Source organism: Luteimonas galliterrae (genome assembly GCF_023374055.1).
GTDB lineage: Bacteria > Pseudomonadota > Gammaproteobacteria > Xanthomonadales > Xanthomonadaceae > Luteimonas_C > Luteimonas_C galliterrae.
This window is the reverse complement of record NZ_JAMBEP010000003.1, coordinates 246924-264198: the sequence shown is the minus strand read 5'-3', so window position 1 is coordinate 264198 and position 17275 is coordinate 246924. Positions and strand designations below refer to the sequence as shown.

14 protein-coding genes are annotated in these 17275 nt (G+C 63.4%); 7 read left to right on the top strand and 7 right to left on the bottom strand.

Features of this window, described 5'->3' with window-relative positions; translation table 11 throughout:
• Window positions 1–41: 41 nt before the first annotated feature.
• Window positions 42–854 carry a phytanoyl-CoA dioxygenase family protein gene (locus M2650_RS13865; protein WP_249475501.1) on the bottom strand — a complete coding sequence of 271 codons (813 nt, stop codon included), beginning with the start codon at window positions 852–854 and terminating at the stop codon, window positions 42–44.
• 417 nt (window positions 855–1271) lie between these two features.
• Between M2650_RS13865 and M2650_RS13860 the strand changes: the two genes are divergently transcribed.
• Entirely contained in the window at window positions 1272–1520 is a 249-nt protein-coding gene (locus tag M2650_RS13860; RefSeq protein ID WP_249475499.1) for a hypothetical protein, read from the top strand.
• Window positions 1521–1640: 120 nt separating this feature from the next.
• Here the strand turns inward: M2650_RS13860 and M2650_RS13855 are convergent, their stop codons facing one another.
• From M2650_RS13855 to M2650_RS13830, 6 genes are all read right to left on the bottom strand, one after another.
• Window positions 1641–3812 carry an AAA family ATPase gene (locus M2650_RS13855; protein ID WP_249475496.1) on the bottom strand — a complete coding sequence of 724 codons (2172 nt, stop codon included), beginning with the start codon at window positions 3810–3812 and terminating at the stop codon, window positions 1641–1643.
• A gap of 58 nt (window positions 3813–3870) precedes the next feature.
• Complete coding sequence (locus tag M2650_RS13850; protein ID WP_249475494.1) at window positions 3871–4854, bottom strand: DUF1570 domain-containing protein; 984 nt, start codon at window positions 4852–4854, stop codon at window positions 3871–3873.
• Window positions 4851–5198, bottom strand: coding sequence for an excalibur calcium-binding domain-containing protein (locus tag M2650_RS13845; RefSeq protein WP_249475493.1), 348 nt, complete (start codon window positions 5196–5198; stop codon window positions 4851–4853). Before M2650_RS13845 ends, M2650_RS13850 begins: the two co-directional genes overlap by 4 nt.
• Window positions 5199–5435: 237 nt before the next feature.
• Complete coding sequence (locus M2650_RS13840) at window positions 5436–5873, bottom strand: VOC family protein (protein ID WP_249475492.1); 438 nt, start codon at window positions 5871–5873, stop codon at window positions 5436–5438.
• A gap of 208 nt (window positions 5874–6081) precedes the next feature.
• On the bottom strand, window positions 6082–7095 hold the full coding sequence (gene ltaE / locus M2650_RS13835) for a low-specificity L-threonine aldolase (protein ID WP_249475491.1): 1014 nt from the start codon (window positions 7093–7095) through the stop codon (window positions 6082–6084).
• A 77-nt stretch (window positions 7096–7172) separates the two neighbouring features.
• Entirely contained in the window at window positions 7173–7913 is a 741-nt protein-coding gene (locus M2650_RS13830; RefSeq protein ID WP_249475487.1) for a helix-turn-helix domain-containing protein, read from the bottom strand.
• Between the two features lie 273 nt (window positions 7914–8186).
• Here M2650_RS13830 and M2650_RS13825 point away from each other — a divergent pair, with 273 nt between their 5' ends.
• The 6 genes from M2650_RS13825 to M2650_RS13800 all read left to right on the top strand — a co-directional run bounded on the left by M2650_RS13825 (window position 8187) and on the right by M2650_RS13800 (window position 17261).
• A complete protein-coding gene (locus M2650_RS13825) occupies window positions 8187–10157 on the top strand; it encodes a serine hydrolase domain-containing protein (protein ID WP_249475484.1) in 1971 nt (656 codons plus the stop codon).
• Window positions 10158–10231: 74 nt separating this feature from the next.
• Window positions 10232–11233 carry a dipeptide epimerase gene (locus M2650_RS13820; RefSeq protein ID WP_249475482.1) on the top strand — a complete coding sequence of 334 codons (1002 nt, stop codon included), beginning with the start codon at window positions 10232–10234 and terminating at the stop codon, window positions 11231–11233.
• Window positions 11230–12546, top strand: a complete 1317-nt coding sequence (locus tag M2650_RS13815) for a peptide MFS transporter (RefSeq protein ID WP_249475480.1) — start codon at window positions 11230–11232, stop codon at window positions 12544–12546. Before M2650_RS13820 ends, M2650_RS13815 begins: the two co-directional genes overlap by 4 nt.
• A gap of 75 nt (window positions 12547–12621) precedes the next feature.
• On the top strand, window positions 12622–13773 hold the full coding sequence (locus M2650_RS13810) for a dipeptidase (RefSeq protein WP_249475477.1): 1152 nt from the start codon (window positions 12622–12624) through the stop codon (window positions 13771–13773).
• Between the two features lie 37 nt (window positions 13774–13810).
• Entirely contained in the window at window positions 13811–16159 is a 2349-nt protein-coding gene (locus M2650_RS13805) for a TonB-dependent receptor (RefSeq protein WP_249475475.1), read from the top strand.
• A 61-nt stretch (window positions 16160–16220) separates the two neighbouring features.
• On the top strand, window positions 16221–17261 hold the full coding sequence (locus M2650_RS13800) for an N-acetyltransferase DgcN family protein (RefSeq protein WP_249475472.1): 1041 nt from the start codon (window positions 16221–16223) through the stop codon (window positions 17259–17261).
• Window positions 17262–17275: the final 14 nt, after the last annotated feature.

Sequence of the window (17275 nt, the reverse complement as noted above, 5' to 3'; positions counted from 1 at the left end):
CCGTCCCTCCTCGTTTGCCGCGTCCGTGCCGCTGCGGCCGCTTACCCCATTGTCTCGAACAGCACCGGATTCTTCGGCGTGTCGATCACCGCGCCGATCTCCGCGCCGGGGCACCACTTCTCCCAATCGGCCTGCTGCATGTGGTTTTCTGGCGCCTTCAGCTTCATGTCGCGATCCATGTAGATCACGGTCATCACCGAGCGCGGCTGCGCCGAGCGGTTGGGCCCGGCGCGGTGGAAAGTCCAGCCCAGATGGAAACTCACCTCGCCCAGGTCGAACGGCTCGTCGACCACGCGGAAGCCATGCGCCTGCATGTTGGCGGTGATCTCCCGCTCGCTATCGTCGGAGATGCCCAGGTCGCGGCCGAACTCCACGCTCTGGCTGCCGGCGAAGAACGCCAGCGGCCCCATCTCCTCCGGCACCGCCTGCAGCGGCACCCACGCGGTGACGGTGCGGTCGCTGTCGACCGGCCAGTAGTATTGGTCCGCATGCGCCGGCGTGATCCCGCCGCCCGGTTCCTTGTACAGCGACTGGTCGTGGTACAGCCGCACGCCCCGCACCTGCAGCAGCGCCGCCGCGATCCCGGCCAGCCGCTTGCCGAACACGAACTCCTGCGCCAACCCGCCTTGCTCCCACAGGTTCATCACCTGCAGAAACGCCCGGTCGTAAGTGCTGCGCTCGGCCAACGGCGTCTTCTGCGTATTGAGCGCGATGGTGAGCCACGTGATCTCGTTGCCGTAATAACGCAACGCCCGCGCATCGAACACGTCTTTGAGCTTGATGAAGCCGTCGCGGTGGAATTGCGCTACCTGCGCTTCCAACAGCGGGTAAGGCTGGTTGATGTCGATCGTCATTCCGGCAACTCTTGCGGACAGGTAGCGCACTGCATCCGAAGCCATCCTAGTGCCGCCCGCTGGGCCAGGGCATCCGCGCCAGCTATCGAGTCGCGGAGTGAAAATGTCGGATTCTTGACCTGGCCCGACGCGGGCTAAAACCCGCCTTACTGCACTTTTCGCCTTAAAGCCGTCATTCCCGCGAAGGCGGGAATCCAGTGACTTGGCTTTTTATCGAAAAGCCGGCCCCTCTCCCTGGCCTTCGGCCTGTCCCTCTCCCGCAAAGGGGAGAGGGCAAAGCAAATCGTCGCGCGACTTCACCCGCCAATCCGCCGCAATTGCCTTTATTCTCGTCTTACCGCCCGACGGGCCGGCTCAGGGGGAGCCTTGCAGCACCGATACGTTTCTCTTTTCGCCTTGCCATTGGCGATTTTCGCCATGGCCGCTTCAGCCACCACTTGGGACGAACCCTGGCAGAAACAGGTCATCGCCGAAGCCTCAAGCTTCGGCCTGTATCAGGTCATCGAGGTCAAGGGTTCGCACGCAAAGCTGCGCACGATCAAGACGCTGGCCGGCGTGCCGACGCCCGCGGAATTCGAGATCGATGGCGACTACGCTTTGGTCTACTCAACATCATGGATCCACGGATCGGAACCGCGTTTCCGGATACGTTGGGGGATGCGTTGAAAGGGCCGCAGGAGAAGTAGCGAGCTCAGAGTGGGTGAATTGGCCTCGCCAACCAATCGTGTGCCAGTGACGTTGGTGAGGCGACGGACCTGGGTTCATATAACTAACCCACCTGCGGGCTTATTCTATTCGAGCCATCTTCTTGTAGTGCTCCAGATAACCACACTGTTCGAAGACCTGCTTCAGGCCATCGCGAAATATTTCGTAATCAAACTCTTTCAGATCGAAAACGTTCTGTCCAAAGGAGTGTGATTCACGATTCATATATCTGCTGAAGGCCTGAAGATGTGGTGCCTGCAGAACTGGTTTTTGAAAAACATTATTGAAGCTCGTCTTCTCAACAAATCCAAAGAAGTATTCAAGAATATTTCGCATGCAGTTCGCGATTAAGGCAGCGTGTGCACTGCGGTCGTTAATTATTTGCCAGTAGGAGTGATAGTCGTTCTGAATCTCTTCGTAACTCATAGGGGATATCTGGCTTCCGTTAGCGTTCTTTACAATCCGAAAAAGAGATTGGCTAGCTGCCCGCCTTTCTTTATCTATCTCGGTTAGCTCATAGAAAAAGTACAAACTATGAGTAAAAACGAAGATTTGATCTATTCCGTTGTTGCGAAAGAAATGATTCCAAACAAGTCGTCCGACATTGAAGACAAAAATATGCGAGAGACTTGAAATTGGGTCGTCGAGGACGACTATACGTTTCTGTGGAGCCTCTTCTGGGTCTTGTCTTCCCATGCAGAGTTCACAAAAGTAAAGTAAGGCGATCACCATCTTCTCGCCTTCACTAAGCGTCTTGAAGTCCCCAGTTCTGCCGCTTTCGCGCTTCAGTTCGTATAGGTGGTCAGATCGCTCATGTTTGGCAATGGTAAAGTCTGCGATCCCCATTTTTACTAACTCGGCATTGATCTTTAAAATAGCCTCATCTGTATTGATGACGTCTTTCTGGGCTTGTACGATTTCTGCATCGCAGGCCTTGACCTTTTCATCCACTTGCTGGATGTCAGTCGCATATGATCGGTCCAGCTCCACGAGCTTATGATTCGTGGATTGCAGTAGCACAATACTTGCGTCGTATTGCCAGCGCATTAGCTCCCAGAAGCGTCGCTTGATGTCATCAAGAGCAGAAGTTGCATCGCGCAGTTTGGCGTTATGTGCGTCAACTTGCCTGTTAACGGATGATATTGATGCATTGATGGCTGAAATTAAATCGCAGGTTTTCTCCAGTCCCAGGACCGTAGACGGACTTTCTAATTTTCTGTCTAGTGCGGCTTGATTTTTCTGTAAAGTGGATTCTAATTGCGCGTATAAAGCGCCGAGCGAATCGCTGTAGAACATCGAAGCTTGATACTCAACGATAGGGGGCACGGCTTCTCGTGCCGACTTATAACTTCGATGAAGTTCCCTCAAGTCAGCGAGTTGATTTTCGTACGCTTTATCAAAGTATTGGCCGAGATAACCAAGGATCTGTTGAGTTATTGTTGCTTCCTGACAGAACGGACATGCTAGAGGAATGGGGTTTGATTTATTCAGGTAGCTATCAAAACCTTGTCGAACCCAGTCAGAATTTCCCAGCTCATTTATTGCTCTCGCAAAAGTGCTGTTCTGAGTTCCCACAATAGCTGTTTGCAAGAGTGGGCTGTCTTCTCCGGAGAATTCTGCAGCATGTATTTCACGAACTGCTTGTTCAGGAGGCTTTCCCTGTGATGCGCGAAGGCGCCGAGTTTCTTCCTGGAGATCTTTTGCAGTGTATGACGGCTCAGTTGCAGGTTTAGAAGTGCCAGAAAGGCGATCGGCGAGTTTTTCTTTATTGCCCATTACACCTTCTAGGCAGAACTCCAACAACCTGTCGCCGCCAGCGTGGCTGCGTTTAATTCCAAAAATGCCATCGACGATTTCCGCACGCTCACTCTCTAATCGAGTACGTGCTTCTTTGTAGGTTGCGGCGATACCATCTTTGAGTTCTAGACCTTCCGATTTCGTTGCATTCGCTGATGCAATCCTTCGTTCCGCTTCCTTATTCTGCTTAGAGAGGCTAAATATTCCACGGATTGCATCAGCTTCATAGAACTGCTCACGTATGAACGCGTCATTGAAAACAAGTACTTTTGTGCCTTCATTGCCCTCGATTGAACACTTCTCAAATTCCTGCCCGCCTGCGTCTCGAAGAAGCCTGCAAACAGTTGATTTTCCTGATCCATTCAGGCCGTATATTAGATTGATTTTTTTTGTAGTTTCTAAGGTAGATTGATTCGTAAATGTGCAAGTTCCGTGGATCACTATCTTGGTTATCATTGCAATCTCCGTATCTGCTCAGCTCGAAGGCTGGGAGTGAAACCCCAGCAGTACATCGCTACGACGGCCGAGCTCTTACACGAAAAACCTCCATATTCTTTGATGCTGCTTGTTGCAAATACTCAAACCATTTGAGCTGTAGCGATTCCATTGGCTCGATACCAACTAAGCCATCACGAGTGGCATCGCCGCTGGCGGCCAAACGCTTGAACAAACTTGCATACCGCCCATCGCCGTAATGCAGCAAGAAGTGCGTCAGACTCCAATACTCGATGTAATACAAATTAACGTTCTGCCCAACCGGCGGCCCGGTATCGGCCATCAAATCGTGCAGCGGAATGATCCGCCCCTTGCGAATGTCACCCTGCAGATCTCCGGTCAACGCCAGGCCACGCAAATGCCAGATCGGATAGGTATCCGGATCCACATCCCCCGGAATCAACTTGCCATCACGAATGCGGCTGGTGCTGAAATAGGTGGCGATGCCTTCGTCAATCCATTTCACTTTCGGAAAGTGCGCGACTTCGTTGCGTAGCTGGTGCGTGGCTTCGTGCAGCATCCAGTGATACGGGTTTTTGGCGGCCGCGTCGTAGTAGGCGTAGGACCATGGGACCCGGTAGAAGGCTTCGGCCCAGGGTTGGCTGGTGTTGTGGGCTTTGAATTCGGCCTGGTCCTTGAACAGCATCAACTTCAGTTTCGGCGGGCGCGGGGCCAGCGCGATTTCGTTGCGGAAGAAGGTGGTGTAGGCGTCGTACAGGCTTTCGACGGCACGGGCGACGAGTGCGGTCTGCTCCGGCGTCGCGTTCGACACGATCACGTAATGCGTAGTTTCGAGCGTGAGCGCAGCGGATTGGACGCCCGGCGGAAGATCGGCGCGCGGCGCTGCGGGTTGCGTAGCGGTTACCGCGGCCGGCTTGCGGTCGGCCTTCATGAAGTGGCTCAGGATCACCGTCCCCGCCACCCCGCACACGATCAGCGCGATCAGCAGGATCAGCACCCGCGTCTTGATCGCGCCCACTTGCATCGGCGAGTGCGGGGTCATTCGCAGCCCTTGCCGTCGTTGTCGCGGTCCAGGTGCGGGCCGTAGCCGGGGTCGCCGCGGCGGACCGGGGCCGCGCCGGCGGCGCGGGCTTCGGTGCAGTTGCGGTAGGCGCCGGCGGCGGCGGGTGTGACGTAGCCGGTCAGATTGTTACGTCGCGCCGGGTCAGGGCTGGACGCCAGGGAAGCGGCGGCGATGCCGGGCGAGCGGTGGCAGTGGTAGCCGCCGTGCTTGCGGTCGTGGTGGCAGCCGTGGCGATCGAGCCCGCCGCCGTGGGCTTGGGCCGCCGCAGCGGGGATCAACGCCGCCGCCAGCGCCAGCCCTGCCGAAATAAACACGCGGTCCATGCCGATCCCCCGATGGCGCTATCAGAGAATCAGGATGCAATTTGCGTACCAAGACACCCTCGGGATGTGCCGCTCGCTGCAGTTTCGGCGAGCGGGCGCGATGGATGAGGTGGGGCGGGTTTCGACCCGCCTCGTTTCCGTGCAGGTGCGCGCAGGATGTTCCGGGCGACTTTGGCAGTCGCCCGATCCTGGCGTGCACCTCATCGACCGGAAGGCGGGTTGAAACCCGCCCTACGGTTAGCCGGCGAACGTCACCGAACCGGTGTAGCTGACCATCCACTGCACGCCGAACTTGTCGACGCAGATGCCGTACAGCTCGGCCCATTCGGTCTTGCTCAGCGGCATTTCGGTTTTGCCGCCGGCGGAGAGGCCGTCGAAGATGCGGTTCGCTTCGTCGGCGCCGTCGGCTTCCACGTGGATGTAGGTGTTGGTGCCGACTTTGAAGCTGGCGCCGTAGCCGCCGGAGACGTCGCTGGCCATCAGCATCTGCTTGCCCAGCGGCAGCGCGATGTGGGCGATCTTGTCCAGGTCGGCCTCGCCGACGCCCATGTGGCCGGGGAAGTCGCGGAAGCGCATGGCCGTGGCGAACTCGCCGCCGAAAATGGAGCGGTAGTGGTCGAAGGCCTCGCGGGCGTTGCCGTCGAAGTTCAGGTAGGGATTTACAACGCTGACCATGGGGGTCGTCTCCTTGAAGGCCCGGAAGCGGGCGTCATGGGATAGACGAAGGGGTGGGGGCGGAATCGACATGGCCAGGCGGCCTTGTCCCGCTTTTTCGTAGGAGCGGCTTTAGCCGCGAGCTCTTACTCCCACGTTCGCGCGAGCTTGGGGAAAGAGCTCGCGGCTAAAGCCGCTCCTACGAAGAGCCGGCACTGCGAAAGCCGAGCTAGCGGGGAAATGCCTGGAACGCGTCGACGGCGCGCCGCACGCCCGCATTGTCGACATCCATGTGCAGCACCATGCGGATGGCGGGCGTATAGCCGATCGACAACCGCACGCGGGCGGCGTCCATATGCGCCTTCAGCGCCTGCAGGCGCTCAGTCGGCACGTCGATGAACACCATGTTGGTGTGCTGGGCGGTCACCTGCAGGCCCGGCAGATCGCGCAAACCTTCGGCCAGGCGCGCGGCGCGGGCGTGATCGTCGGCGAGACGCGCGACGTTGTAGTCCAGCGCGTACAGGCCCGCCGCAGCGAGGATGCCGGCCTGGCGCATGCCGCCGCCGGCCATCTTGCGCAGGCGGCGCGCTTTATCGATCAGCGCTTGCGTGCCGACCAGCACCGAACCGACCGGCGCGCCCAGGCCTTTGGACAGACAGACCGACACGCTGTCGAAATGCTGCGCGATGGTCCGCGCTTCCACGCCCTGCGATACCGCGGCGTTGAACAGCCGCGCGCCGTCCAGATGCAATGCCAAGCCGCGGCGGTCGCAAAGCGCGCGCGCTTGCGCCAGGTACGCTTGCGGCAGCGCGCGGCCGTGCCAGGTGTTTTCCAGGCACAGCAGGCGGGTGCGCGCGTAGTGCGCGTCGTCGGGTTTGATCGCGCGTTCGATCGCGTCCAGCGGCAGCGTGCCGTCGGCCGCCTGCGGCAGCGGTTGCGGCTGGATCGAACCGAGCACCGCCGCGCCGCCGCCTTCGTATTTGTAGGTGTGCGCGTCCATGCCGACGATGTATTCGTCGCCGCGCTGGCAATGCGACATCAGCGCCAGCAGGTTGGATTGGGTGCCGCTGGGCACGAACAGGCCCGCTTTGAAGCCCAGATCCCCGGCCAGCCGCTGTTGCAGCGCGTTGACGGTGGGATCTTCGCCATAGACGTCGTCGCCGACTTCGGCGCGCGCCATCGCCTCGCGCATCGCGGGCGAGGGCAGGGTGACGGTGTCGCTGCGCAGGTCGATCCAGTCCATGGCGCGATGTTAAGCGAAAGCGCGGCGCGTCCGGCTATCGCGCCCGTCCGCGGGCGATAGCGGGTGCGCGCAAAACCTCATTTCGCAGGCGCAGTCTTGCGCCGCAAGGTTCTCGTCCTGGAGGCGGCACGCCGGGCGGGCTTGGCATCGCGCGAAGCGGGCGCGCCGATGCGGTCGGCCTCCTTCTGCGCGGGACTTTCCTCGCCGTGCAGGGTCATCAGCGACTCCATCAGCTGCTCGTCCGCGCTCGAGCACACGCCCAGCAGCAACACCTCTTCGCAGCCTTCGGCCGCGATGTAGGCGTGGCCCATGTTGGAATCGATGTAGACCGATTCGCCCGCCTCCAGCACGATCGGATCGTAGAACTCGGTATGCACCTCGGCCCGGCCTTCGAGCACGTGGATGTATTCCTCGCCGGAGTGGTGGACCAGGTCGCCGAACTCGCCGATGCTTTTTGCGCGCACCCGGGTCAGCACGGGAATCATGCGCTTGCGGCGCAGTTCCGGGCACATGTAGTAGTAGTCGTAGTTGGGCGTGTTGACGCGGATCGCGTCCTCGATCCGGCCGATGCTGCGGCGCGCGGTCACCGGTTGCTCGGCCGCTTCGTCCTGTTCGGCGAACAGTTCGGACATGCGGATGTTGAGCCGCTGGCTGAGTTGCAGCAGCTTGTCGTAGGTGAGCGTCAGGCGATCGTGTTCGACCTTGGACAGCGTCGACAGTGGAATGCCGCAGCGCTCGCTCATTTCCTTGAGCGTCCAGTCGTTGCGCGCGCGCAAGGCGCGCAACAGGCTGCCGATGGTGCGGTGTTGCGGGGTCATCTGGTTCCAGGCTCCTGCGGATCAGGGCACGGCCGGCCGAATCGATCGGCCCGTCGGTGCGGTTCGGTTGAGGCGATGGGCACATGATCCCGCGTCGGGGGCCTATTGACCAGAATGGGTTGACAATTCTCTAATCAGGATCATTATTGCGAAACAGACAATCACCGGCATGCCTCGCCGCTGGGCACCTGCGGCGGCGTTGCCCGCTCGGCAGACTTGGGGAGACACCTCGCTATGCGTCCGATTGCAGCCTTGGCCGGTCTTTTGATTGCGATGTCGACCTTGCCGCTCGCGGCGCAGGATGGCCCCGATCTGCGCCCGCCGGTCACCGTGGAGCGGCCGAAGGCGCAGGCGCCGGTAGCGCCCGCCGACGTGACCGACGCGGCCACCGGATCGCTGACCCGCGCCGACCTGGAAGCCTGGCTCGACGGCTTCATGCCGTACGCGCTGGAACGCGGCGACGTCGCAGGTTCGGTGGTGGTCGTGGTCAAGGACGGCCGGATCCTGTTCCAGAAGGGCTACGGCTACGCCGATGTCGCGGCGCGCAAGCCGGTCGATCCGCAGCGCACGTTGTTCCGCCCCGGCTCGGTGTCCAAGCTGTTCACCTGGACCGCGGTCATGCAGCTGGTCGAGCAAGGCAAGCTGGATCTGGACCGCGACGTCAACGAATACCTGGATTTCAAGATCCCGCCGCGCGACGGCAAGCCGATCACGCTGCGCAACATCATGACCCACACCACGGGCATGGAAGAAACCGCGCGTGCGTTGATTACCAGCGATGCGAAAAACATCCCCTCGCTCGGCGATTACCTGAAGCACTGGGTGCCTGTCCGCATCTTTCCGGCAGGCGTCACGCCGGCGTATTCCAATTACGCCACCAGCCTGGCCGGCTACATCGTCGAGCGCGTCTCGGGCGAGCCGTTCGACGATTATCTCGACCGCCACATCTTCGCGCCGCTGGGCATGCGCCATGCCAGCTTCCGCCAGCCGCTGCCCGCCGCGTTGCAGCCGCTGATGTCCAAAGGCTACGAACTCGCTTCGGACGACAAGCCCAAACCCTACGAGATCGTCACCTCCGCGCCGGCGGGCGCGTTGGCCGCGTCGGGCGAGGACATGGGACGTTTCATGATCGCGCACCTGCAGAACGGCGCGTACGGTTCCGGGCGCATCCTGCAGCCGGCCACCGCCGAGCAGATGCACGGCACCGCGCTGACGATCCTGCCGCCGCTCAACCGCATGCTGCTGGGCTTCTACGAGACCAACATCAACGGCCATCGCGTCATCGCCCATGGCGGCGACACGCAATGGTTCCATAGTTACCTGCACCTGTTCCTCGACCGCAACGTCGGCCTGTACGTGTCTGTGAATAGCGCGGGCAAGGAAGGCGCTGCCGGTGCGATCCGCACGGCGTTGTTCGAGAGCTTCGCCGACCGCTACCTGCCCGGTCCGCGTGCGGAAGGGAAGGTCGACCCGGAAACGGCCAAGCAGCATGCGCAACAGATCGCCGGGCGCTACGAGAACAGCCGCCGCGCGGAGACGAGTTTCATCTCGCTGGCTTACCTGATGGGCCAGGTGAAAGTGGTGGCCAACGAAGACGGCACGATCACCGTGCCGATGTTGACCGGGCTCAACGGCCAGCCGAAGAAATTCCGCGAAATCGCGCCGTACGTCTGGCGCGACGTGGCCGGCCACGACCGCCTCGCGGCGAAGGTGGTGAACGGACGCGTCGAGCGTTTCAGCACCGATCCTTTCTCGGCGTTCATGATGTTCGACCGCACGTCCTGGTGGCGGTCCGCCGGCTGGCTGATGCCATTGCTGGTGGTGGCACTGGCTGCGCTGCTGCTGACCGTGCTGGCGTGGCCGGTGTCGGCGCTGGTGCGGCGTCATTACGGCGTCGGCTATCGCTTGTCCGGACGCGACGCCAAGGCGCACCGATGGATCAGGATCGCATCGTTGGCGGTGCTGATCGTGGCGGGCGCGGCGTTCGCGATGGTGCTTTCGATGCTGAGCAGCTTCGAGCTGATGACGCCGGGCTACGACATCGTCATCACTCTGCTGCGCCTATTGGCAACGGTCGTGGTGCCGCTGGGCGCCGCGGTTGCGGTCTGGAACGCATGGACCGTGCTGCGCAGCGGCCGCCGCTGGCCGGCCAAGTTGTGGAGCATCGTGCTGGCGGTGTCGTGCCTGGGCATCCTCTGGGTCTGCGTCGTCTTCCGCGTCATCGGCTATAGCGCCAACTACTGACGCACCCATCGAAACGCCATGCTGCGGTTCCGGAAGGAGCCGCGGCCTGCCGACACTCGTCTCCGGAGAATCGCGTGAGCCGCATCGAACTCGAACTTCGCCAGGAGGATTTGCGGCTGACGGCGCCGTTCCGCATCACCGGGCATGTCTTCCACGATGTGCCGGTGGTGATCGCGACAGTCCGCGACGGCGCCTGCGCCGGCCGCGGCGAGGCGGCGGGCGTCTATTACCTCGACGATCGCCCCGATGGCATGCTCGCCACGCTCGAAGCGCATCGCGAACGCATAGAAGCCGGATTGACGCGCGACGCGCTGCGTACGCTGCTGCCGCCGGGCGGCGCGCGCAACGCGCTCGATTGCGCATTGTGGGAACTCGAAGCCCAGCGCGCGGGCGTTCCGGTGTGGAAGCTCGCAGGCATCGCCGCGCCGCGGCCGTTGCTCACCACGTTCACCATCGGCGCGGACGACCCTGCCGCGATGGCGAAAGCCGCGATGGCCTACACGCAGGCGCGCGCGCTCAAGCTCAAGCTGACCGGCGAGGCCGATCTGGACACCGAGCGCGTACGCGCAGTGCGCGCGGCACGGCCCGATGCGTGGATCGGCGTCGACGCCAACCAGGGCTACGTGCCGGCGACGCTCGAACGATTGCTGCCGGTGCTTGTGCAGGCGCGGATATCGCTGCTCGAGCAGCCGTGCGCGCGCGGCCGCGAATCGGATCTGGACGGCGTCGATCACGCGGTCCCGATCGCCGCCGACGAAAGCGTGCAAGGCCTGGACGAAATCGAAGCGCTGGTCGGCCGCTTCGACGTGGTCAACATCAAGCTCGACAAATGCGGCGGCTTAACCGAAGGCCTACTGATGGCGCAGAAGGCGCGCGCGCTCGGCATGCGAGTGATGGTCGGCAACATGGTCGGCACCAGCTGGGCGATGGCGCCGGGTTACGTGCTGGGCCAGCACTGCGACATCGTCGACCTGGACGGCGCGCTGTTCCTGACCCACGACCGCACGCCGGCGGCGATCTACGCCGACGGCCATATCCAGTGTGCGGACGACGTGTGGGGCGGTCCGCGCGAATGAACGCACCGCCGGCGCACGGCGACTGGTTCGGACAGCCGCGCGGCTTGAGCGTGCTGTTCCTGACCCAGATGTGGGAGATCTTTTCCTACTACGGCATGCGCGCGCTGCTGGTCTACTACATGACCAAGCAGTTGCTGCTCGGCCAGCAGCAGGCGTCGCTGATCTACGGGCTGTACACGGCGGCGGTGTACTTCACGCCGATCCTCGGCGGCGTGATTTCCGACCGTTGGCTGGGACGGCGGCGCGCGGTGATCATCGGCGGCACGGTGATGGCGCTGGGCCATTTCCTGATGGCTTCGGAAAGCTTGTTCTATTTCGCTTTGCTCGCGATCGCGCTGGGCAACGGCTTGTTCCTGCCCAGCCTGCCGAGCCAGATCGACGGCCTGTACGCCAAGGACGATCCGCGCCGCGGATCGGCGTACAACCTCTATTACGTCGGCATCAATCTGGGCGGATTGCTCGCGCCGCTGGTCTGCGGCACGCTGGGCGAACTCTACGGATGGCACTGGGGATTCGGCGCCGCCGGCATCGGCATGCTGGCCGGATTGACGGTCTACGTATTCGGCGCGCGCTACCTGCCGCCCGATGCGGCGCGCGCGACGAAGGCCGCGGCGCTGCCGCGCGCGGCGTCGAAATTGCGCGGACAAGACCTGAAGCAAAGGCTGCTGGTGCTGCTCGCCATCGCATTGACCGTGATGCTGTTCCGCGGCGCTTACGAACAGGTCGGCAACACCATCGCGTTGTGGGCCGACAGCGGCATCGACCGCCGGCTCGCCGGCGGCTTCTCGATCCCGATGACGTGGTTCCAGGCGCTCAACCCGCTGATGGTGGTCGTGCTGACGCCATTGTTCGTGGCGCACTGGACGCGCCAGGCGCGGAAAGGCAGGGAACCGGCGGCCGCGCAGAAGATGTCGATGGGCGCGCTCGGCGTGGCCGCGGCGTACCTGATGCTCGCTGCGGTCAGCGGCGCCGTGCCGCAAGGACAGGCGAGCTGGTTGTGGCTGGCGCTGTTCTTCGTCGTGCTGACCGCGGGCGAGTTGTTCATCCTGCCGGTGGGGCTGGGCCTGTTCGCGCGGCTTGCGCCGGAAGGCCATCGCGCCACCACGATCGCGGCGTGGTTCTTCGCCACGTTCGGCGGCAGCTTGTTGGCGGGCGCGCTGGGCACGTTGTGGAGCGTGATCGGCGCGTCGTACTTCTTCGCACTGATGGCGGCCGTGGCGATCGTCGCGGGCGCGGTGCTGTGGCGGCTGGATCGTCCGACCCGGCGCGCCGAAGCGGCGCACGCGGGCAACTCCGGCGCGGTTGCGCCCTAATCAGGATGTTGCTGTGCAGATTGACAATTCTCTAATTAGGACGATTATGTCCCAATAGGGTTGGAGGAGCGCCGAATGGCAACCGATCGTCCGAGCACGGCCCGGCGCGGCCTGCTGAAAGCCGCCGCGGGCGCCACGGTGGCGGTCTCGCTCCCTTATCCGTTCCGCGCCGTGGCCCGTGCGAAAGCGGCCGATCCGCGCGCCTATTCGGCACGGGCGCGCGCGCTGGTCGAACGCGCCTTGGTGATCGACATGCTGGCGCCGCTCAAGCTCGACTTCCGGCCCGAAGCCTACGCCGGTCGCATCAGCACGCAGGAAACGGCGATGTTCCGCGGCAGCGGCATCACAGGCTTCCATAACTCGGTCGGCTTCGACGGGGCGAAGGCCTACGAGGACGTGCTCGCCTTTCTGGCCGCGTGGCAGGGCTACGTCGGCCGCAACGACGAGCTGTTCTGCCTGGTCGACAAGGCGCAGGACCTCGACCGCGCCAAGGCCCAGGGCAAGATCGCGGTGATCATGGGCGTGCAGAACGCCGACCATTTCCGCCAGGCCGACGACGTCAAGAAATTCCACCAGCTCGGCCAGCGCTGCGCGCAACTGACCTACAACAGCCAGAACTTCGTCGGCACCGGCGGCACCGACCGCATCGACGGCGGCGTCAGCGATTACGGCGCGGACATCATCAAGGCGATGAACGAGGCCGGCATGCTGATCGATGCATCGCATTGCGGCGACCGCACCACGCTGGACGCGATCGAACTGTCGAAGGGCCCGATCGCCATCACCCATTCCAACTGCCGCGCGCTGGTCGCGCATCCGCGCCTGAAGACCGACGAGGCGATCCGCAAGCTCGCCGCCAAGGGCGGGGTGATGGGCATCACCGGCGTGCGCATGTTCGTGCGCGGCCGCGACCCCACCACCGTCGAGCACATGGTCGATCACATCGACCACGTCGCCAAGCTGGTGGGCATCGAGCACGTGGGCATCGGCTCGGACGCGGATCTCAACGGCTACGACGACATGGAGCCCAAGCAGCTCAAGGAGCTTCGCGCTTCCTACAAGGCCAGCTACGCGTTCCGCGACAAGATCGACATCGACGGCTTCGACCATCCGAAAAAAATCTACGACCTGACCGAAGCGCTGATCCGCCGCGGCTATTCGGATACCGACATCGAAGCCGTGCTGGGCGGCAATTTCCGCCGCCTGCTCGGCGGCATCTGGACCTGATCTTCTTGCTTCCAACCGAACCCGGGGAGTGCGGCATATGACCACCGATCGATCCTACCGCGTCGCGCAGCGCAGGCCGTTGGCCGCCGCCATCGTCGCGGTGCTGGCGTGCGCCTCCATGGCCGCGGCCCATGCCCAGCAAACGCAGCCCGGACCGGCGAGCGAAGAGACGCGTCCTACGGACGTGACCGATCTCGAGACCGTCGTCGTCACCGCGAACAAGCGCGTCGAGAACGTGCGCGAGGTGGCCGCGTCGATCAGCGTGATCGGCGAGCGGCAGCTGGAGAACATGGGCGCGAACTCCCTGTCCGATTACGCCGACCTGGTGCCCGGCCTGCAGGTGCAGGACAACGGATCGCCGGGTCTGACTTCGATCTCGATGCGCGGCGTCGCCGCATTGTCGTCCGGCGCGACCGTCGCCACTTACGTCGACGAAGTGCCGGTGGGCTCCAGTGGCGTCTACCAGGCCGCCAACATCCTCAACCTGGACCTGCTTCCCTACGACATCGAGCGCATCGAAGTCTTGCGCGGACCGCAGGGCACGCTGTACGGCGCCGGCGCGATCGGCGGCCTGCTCAAATACGTAACCCGCGCGCCGGATTTGCTGGACAGCGAATTCCGGATCGGCGCCGGCCTGTCTTCGGTGAGCGATGGCGACGATGGCTGGAACGTGCGCTTCGGCGCGAGCCTGCCGCTGAAGGAAGACCGCCTGGGCCTGCGCGTCAGCTATGCCCGCAACGAGCTGCCTGGCTATATCGGCAATGCGGTCGACGGCAGCGACGACATCAACAGCGGCAGCCAGACCGGCGCGCGTGCAGCCCTGGTTTGGGATGGCGACGCCTTCGACGCGAAGGTGTCGGCGCTGCGCCAGAGCATCGACAGCGACAACAGCGCCGGCGTGGCTTTGGATCCGGCAACCCGGAACCCGATGTTCGGCGACCTGGTGAACCAGCAGTGGCAGCCGACGCCTTTTTCCAAGGATCTCAGCCTGTATTCGCTGACCTTGGACTGGGACCTGGGCTGGGCCGATTTCGTTTCGGCGACGGGATGGTCCGATACCCAGTCGATGTACCAGCTCGATTCGACGATCCAGTTCGGCGAATTCGCGAACCTGCAGCTGGGGCTGCCGGAGCCGGGAAGTTCGTTCGTGCGCTACAACCTGGATCTTGAAAAACTGACCCAGGAATTCCGCCTCACATCGAAAAGCGGCGGCCGTTTCGAGTGGCTGCTTGGCGTCTACCACACCAAGGAAGATGCGCTCCAACGCCAGCTGGCGTGGTTGGGGCAGCGCGACGGCTCGCCGCTGCCGGCGCCGCTGGGCGACATGTTCGGCGTCCTGGCGCTGCTCGAATTGCCCAGCGATTACAAGGAAACGGCGCTGTTCGCCAACGGCGCCTGGCGCCTGAGCGAGCGCTTCAAGATCGACGCCGGCGCGCGCCAGGCGCGCAACGAGCAGGCCTTCAGCCAGAACACCACCGCCGGCATACTCGTGCCGATCGGCAATGCGCCCGGCGCATCCGAAGAAGACGTGTTCACCTGGAGCCTGAGCCCGCAATTCCAGTTGACGAAGGATGTGATGGTCTACGCGCGCGCCGCTACCGGCTATCAGCCCGGCGGGCCCAATGTCGCGCTGCCCGGCATGCCGCCGAGCGTGGATTCGTCGATGCTGGCGAGCTACGAGATCGGGATGAAGTCGCAGTTCGCGGACAGGCGCGTTGAGCTGGATCTGGCGGCGTTCCGCATCGATTGGGACGACATCCAGGTGGCCTCCCAGTTCAACGGTGTCGGCGGCCTGGTCAACGGCGGCGAGGCGACCAGCAAGGGTTTGGAATTGTCGGCGCAGTTCCGCGCGACGGACGACTTGCGGTTCGGCCTCAACGCCGCGTACACCAAGGCCGAGGTGAAGAACGACTTCGAGGCGACCGTGATTCCGCAGCCGGGATTCGACGTGATCCTCAATACCGGCCTGGCCGGGGACCGCATGCCTTACGTGCCGGAGTTGGCGTGGTCCGCGACCGCGGAATACGCGTTCGACTTCGCCGGCGGCGGGCATGGCCAGGTCGGCGCGGTGTTCCGCTCGGTCGGCGACCGCGTCAACGACACCACCGAGCGCCAGCGCGTCACCGCGCCGGGCGATCCTTCGACCGTCCTGCAGGAAGAAATAACCGCGCCGACGGAACTGGATGCCTACCGGGCGCTCGACCTGTATGCGGGCATCGGCAAGGGTGCCTGGGAGCTGCGCGCCTACGTCAACAACGTGACCGACGAGCGTGCCTATTCTTCGATCGGCAGCGCCAGCAGCGCAGTGACCGGTGCGCTCGTGCAGTTGAGCGCGGTGCCGATACAGCCGCGCACCTTCGGCATCGAATTCGACTACCGCTTCTGAACCGCCCGCCCGCCGTTGCGGGCGGGCGCATCCGCATCCCGATTCCATGGCGAGCCACCGCATGCCGAGCGTCCAACCGCTGCCGAGCGAGAGCGAAGTCCTCCCGCAGCCGTATCTGCTGTTCCTCGGCGACGTCACCGAACCCGGCTACGCCAAGACCGCGTTCGGCCTGCGCGATTGGGCGAGGGAGCGCTGCGTCGGCGAGTTCGCTTGCGAAGCCGCCACGGTCACCACGGGTCTGCCGTTCCTTACGCCGGTCCAGGCGCATGCGCAAGGCGCCAGAACCTTGGTGATCGGCGTGGCGAATGCCGGCGGGGTGATTCCGCCGCAATGGATTCCCGGGCTGGTGCAGGCGCTGGACGCCGGCCTGGACATCGTCAGCGGCATGCACGCGAAGCTGGACGAGATTCCGGCGTTGCGCGCGGCGGCGTTGCGGCTGGGCCGAAAGTTGATCGACATCCGGCGTCCGCCGCGGGGCATCGCCATCGCGTCGGGGCGCAAACGCAGCGGCAAGCGCCTGCTGACCGTCGGCACCGATTGCGCGCTGGGAAAAAAATACACGGCACTCGCGCTGGCGCGCGCGTTCGCCGCACGCGGCGTCGACGCCGATTTCCGCGCCACGGGCCAGACCGGGATACTGATCGCCGGCGGAGGCATTCCCATAGACGCGGTGGTCTCGGATTTCGCCGCCGGCGCCGCGGAAATGCTGAGTCCCGATGCTGCGCCCGATCACTGGGACGTGATCGAAGGGCAAGGATCGCTGTTCCATCCGGCCTATGCCGGCGTGTCGCTGGCCTTGCTGCACGGCAGCCAGCCCGATGTCGTCGTCGTCTGCCACCGGCCCGGGCGCGAACGCGTGCTCGGACATGCGGATTATTTCTTGCCCAGCATCGAGGAAACCATCGAGCTGGCATTGCGGCTGGGACGGCGCACGCAGCCGGCGATCCGCTGCGGAGGCGTCAGCCTCAACACTTCCCACCTGGACGAGCGGGACGCATTACGCTTGTTCGAAGCGGAGCGCGAGCGCCTGGGTTGCGCGGTCGCCGATCCGCTGCGCGGCGGTGCCGCGTTCGAACGCCTGGTCACGGATTGCCTAGCATGAAATCGTCGTCCCGA

Bases quoted from the DNA above. Each gene is read 5' to 3' on its own strand.
- M2650_RS13850 (WP_249475494.1), bottom strand. From the start codon at position 4,854: ATGACCCCGCACTCGCCGATGCAAGTGGGCGCGATCAAGACGCGGGTG.
- M2650_RS13840 (WP_249475492.1), bottom strand. From the start codon at position 5,873: ATGGTCAGCGTTGTAAATCCCTACCTGAACTTCGACGGCAACGCCCGC.
- M2650_RS13800 (WP_249475472.1), top strand. From the start codon at position 16,221: ATGCCGAGCGTCCAACCGCTGCCGAGCGAGAGCGAAGTCCTCCCGCAG.
- M2650_RS13855 (WP_249475496.1), bottom strand. From the start codon at position 3,812: ATGATAACCAAGATAGTGATCCACGGAACTTGCACATTTACGAATCAA.
- M2650_RS13815 (WP_249475480.1), top strand. From the start codon at position 11,230: ATGAACGCACCGCCGGCGCACGGCGACTGGTTCGGACAGCCGCGCGGC.
- M2650_RS13860 (WP_249475499.1), top strand. From the start codon at position 1,272: ATGGCCGCTTCAGCCACCACTTGGGACGAACCCTGGCAGAAACAGGTC.
- M2650_RS13865 (WP_249475501.1), bottom strand. From the start codon at position 854: ATGACGATCGACATCAACCAGCCTTACCCGCTGTTGGAAGCGCAGGTA.
- M2650_RS13805 (WP_249475475.1), top strand. From the start codon at position 13,811: ATGACCACCGATCGATCCTACCGCGTCGCGCAGCGCAGGCCGTTGGCC.
- ltaE (WP_249475491.1), bottom strand. From the start codon at position 7,095: ATGGACTGGATCGACCTGCGCAGCGACACCGTCACCCTGCCCTCGCCC.
- M2650_RS13810 (WP_249475477.1), top strand. From the start codon at position 12,622: ATGGCAACCGATCGTCCGAGCACGGCCCGGCGCGGCCTGCTGAAAGCC.
- M2650_RS13845 (WP_249475493.1), bottom strand. From the start codon at position 5,198: ATGGACCGCGTGTTTATTTCGGCAGGGCTGGCGCTGGCGGCGGCGTTG.
- M2650_RS13830 (WP_249475487.1), bottom strand. From the start codon at position 7,913: ATGACCCCGCAACACCGCACCATCGGCAGCCTGTTGCGCGCCTTGCGC.
- M2650_RS13825 (WP_249475484.1), top strand. From the start codon at position 8,187: ATGTCGACCTTGCCGCTCGCGGCGCAGGATGGCCCCGATCTGCGCCCG.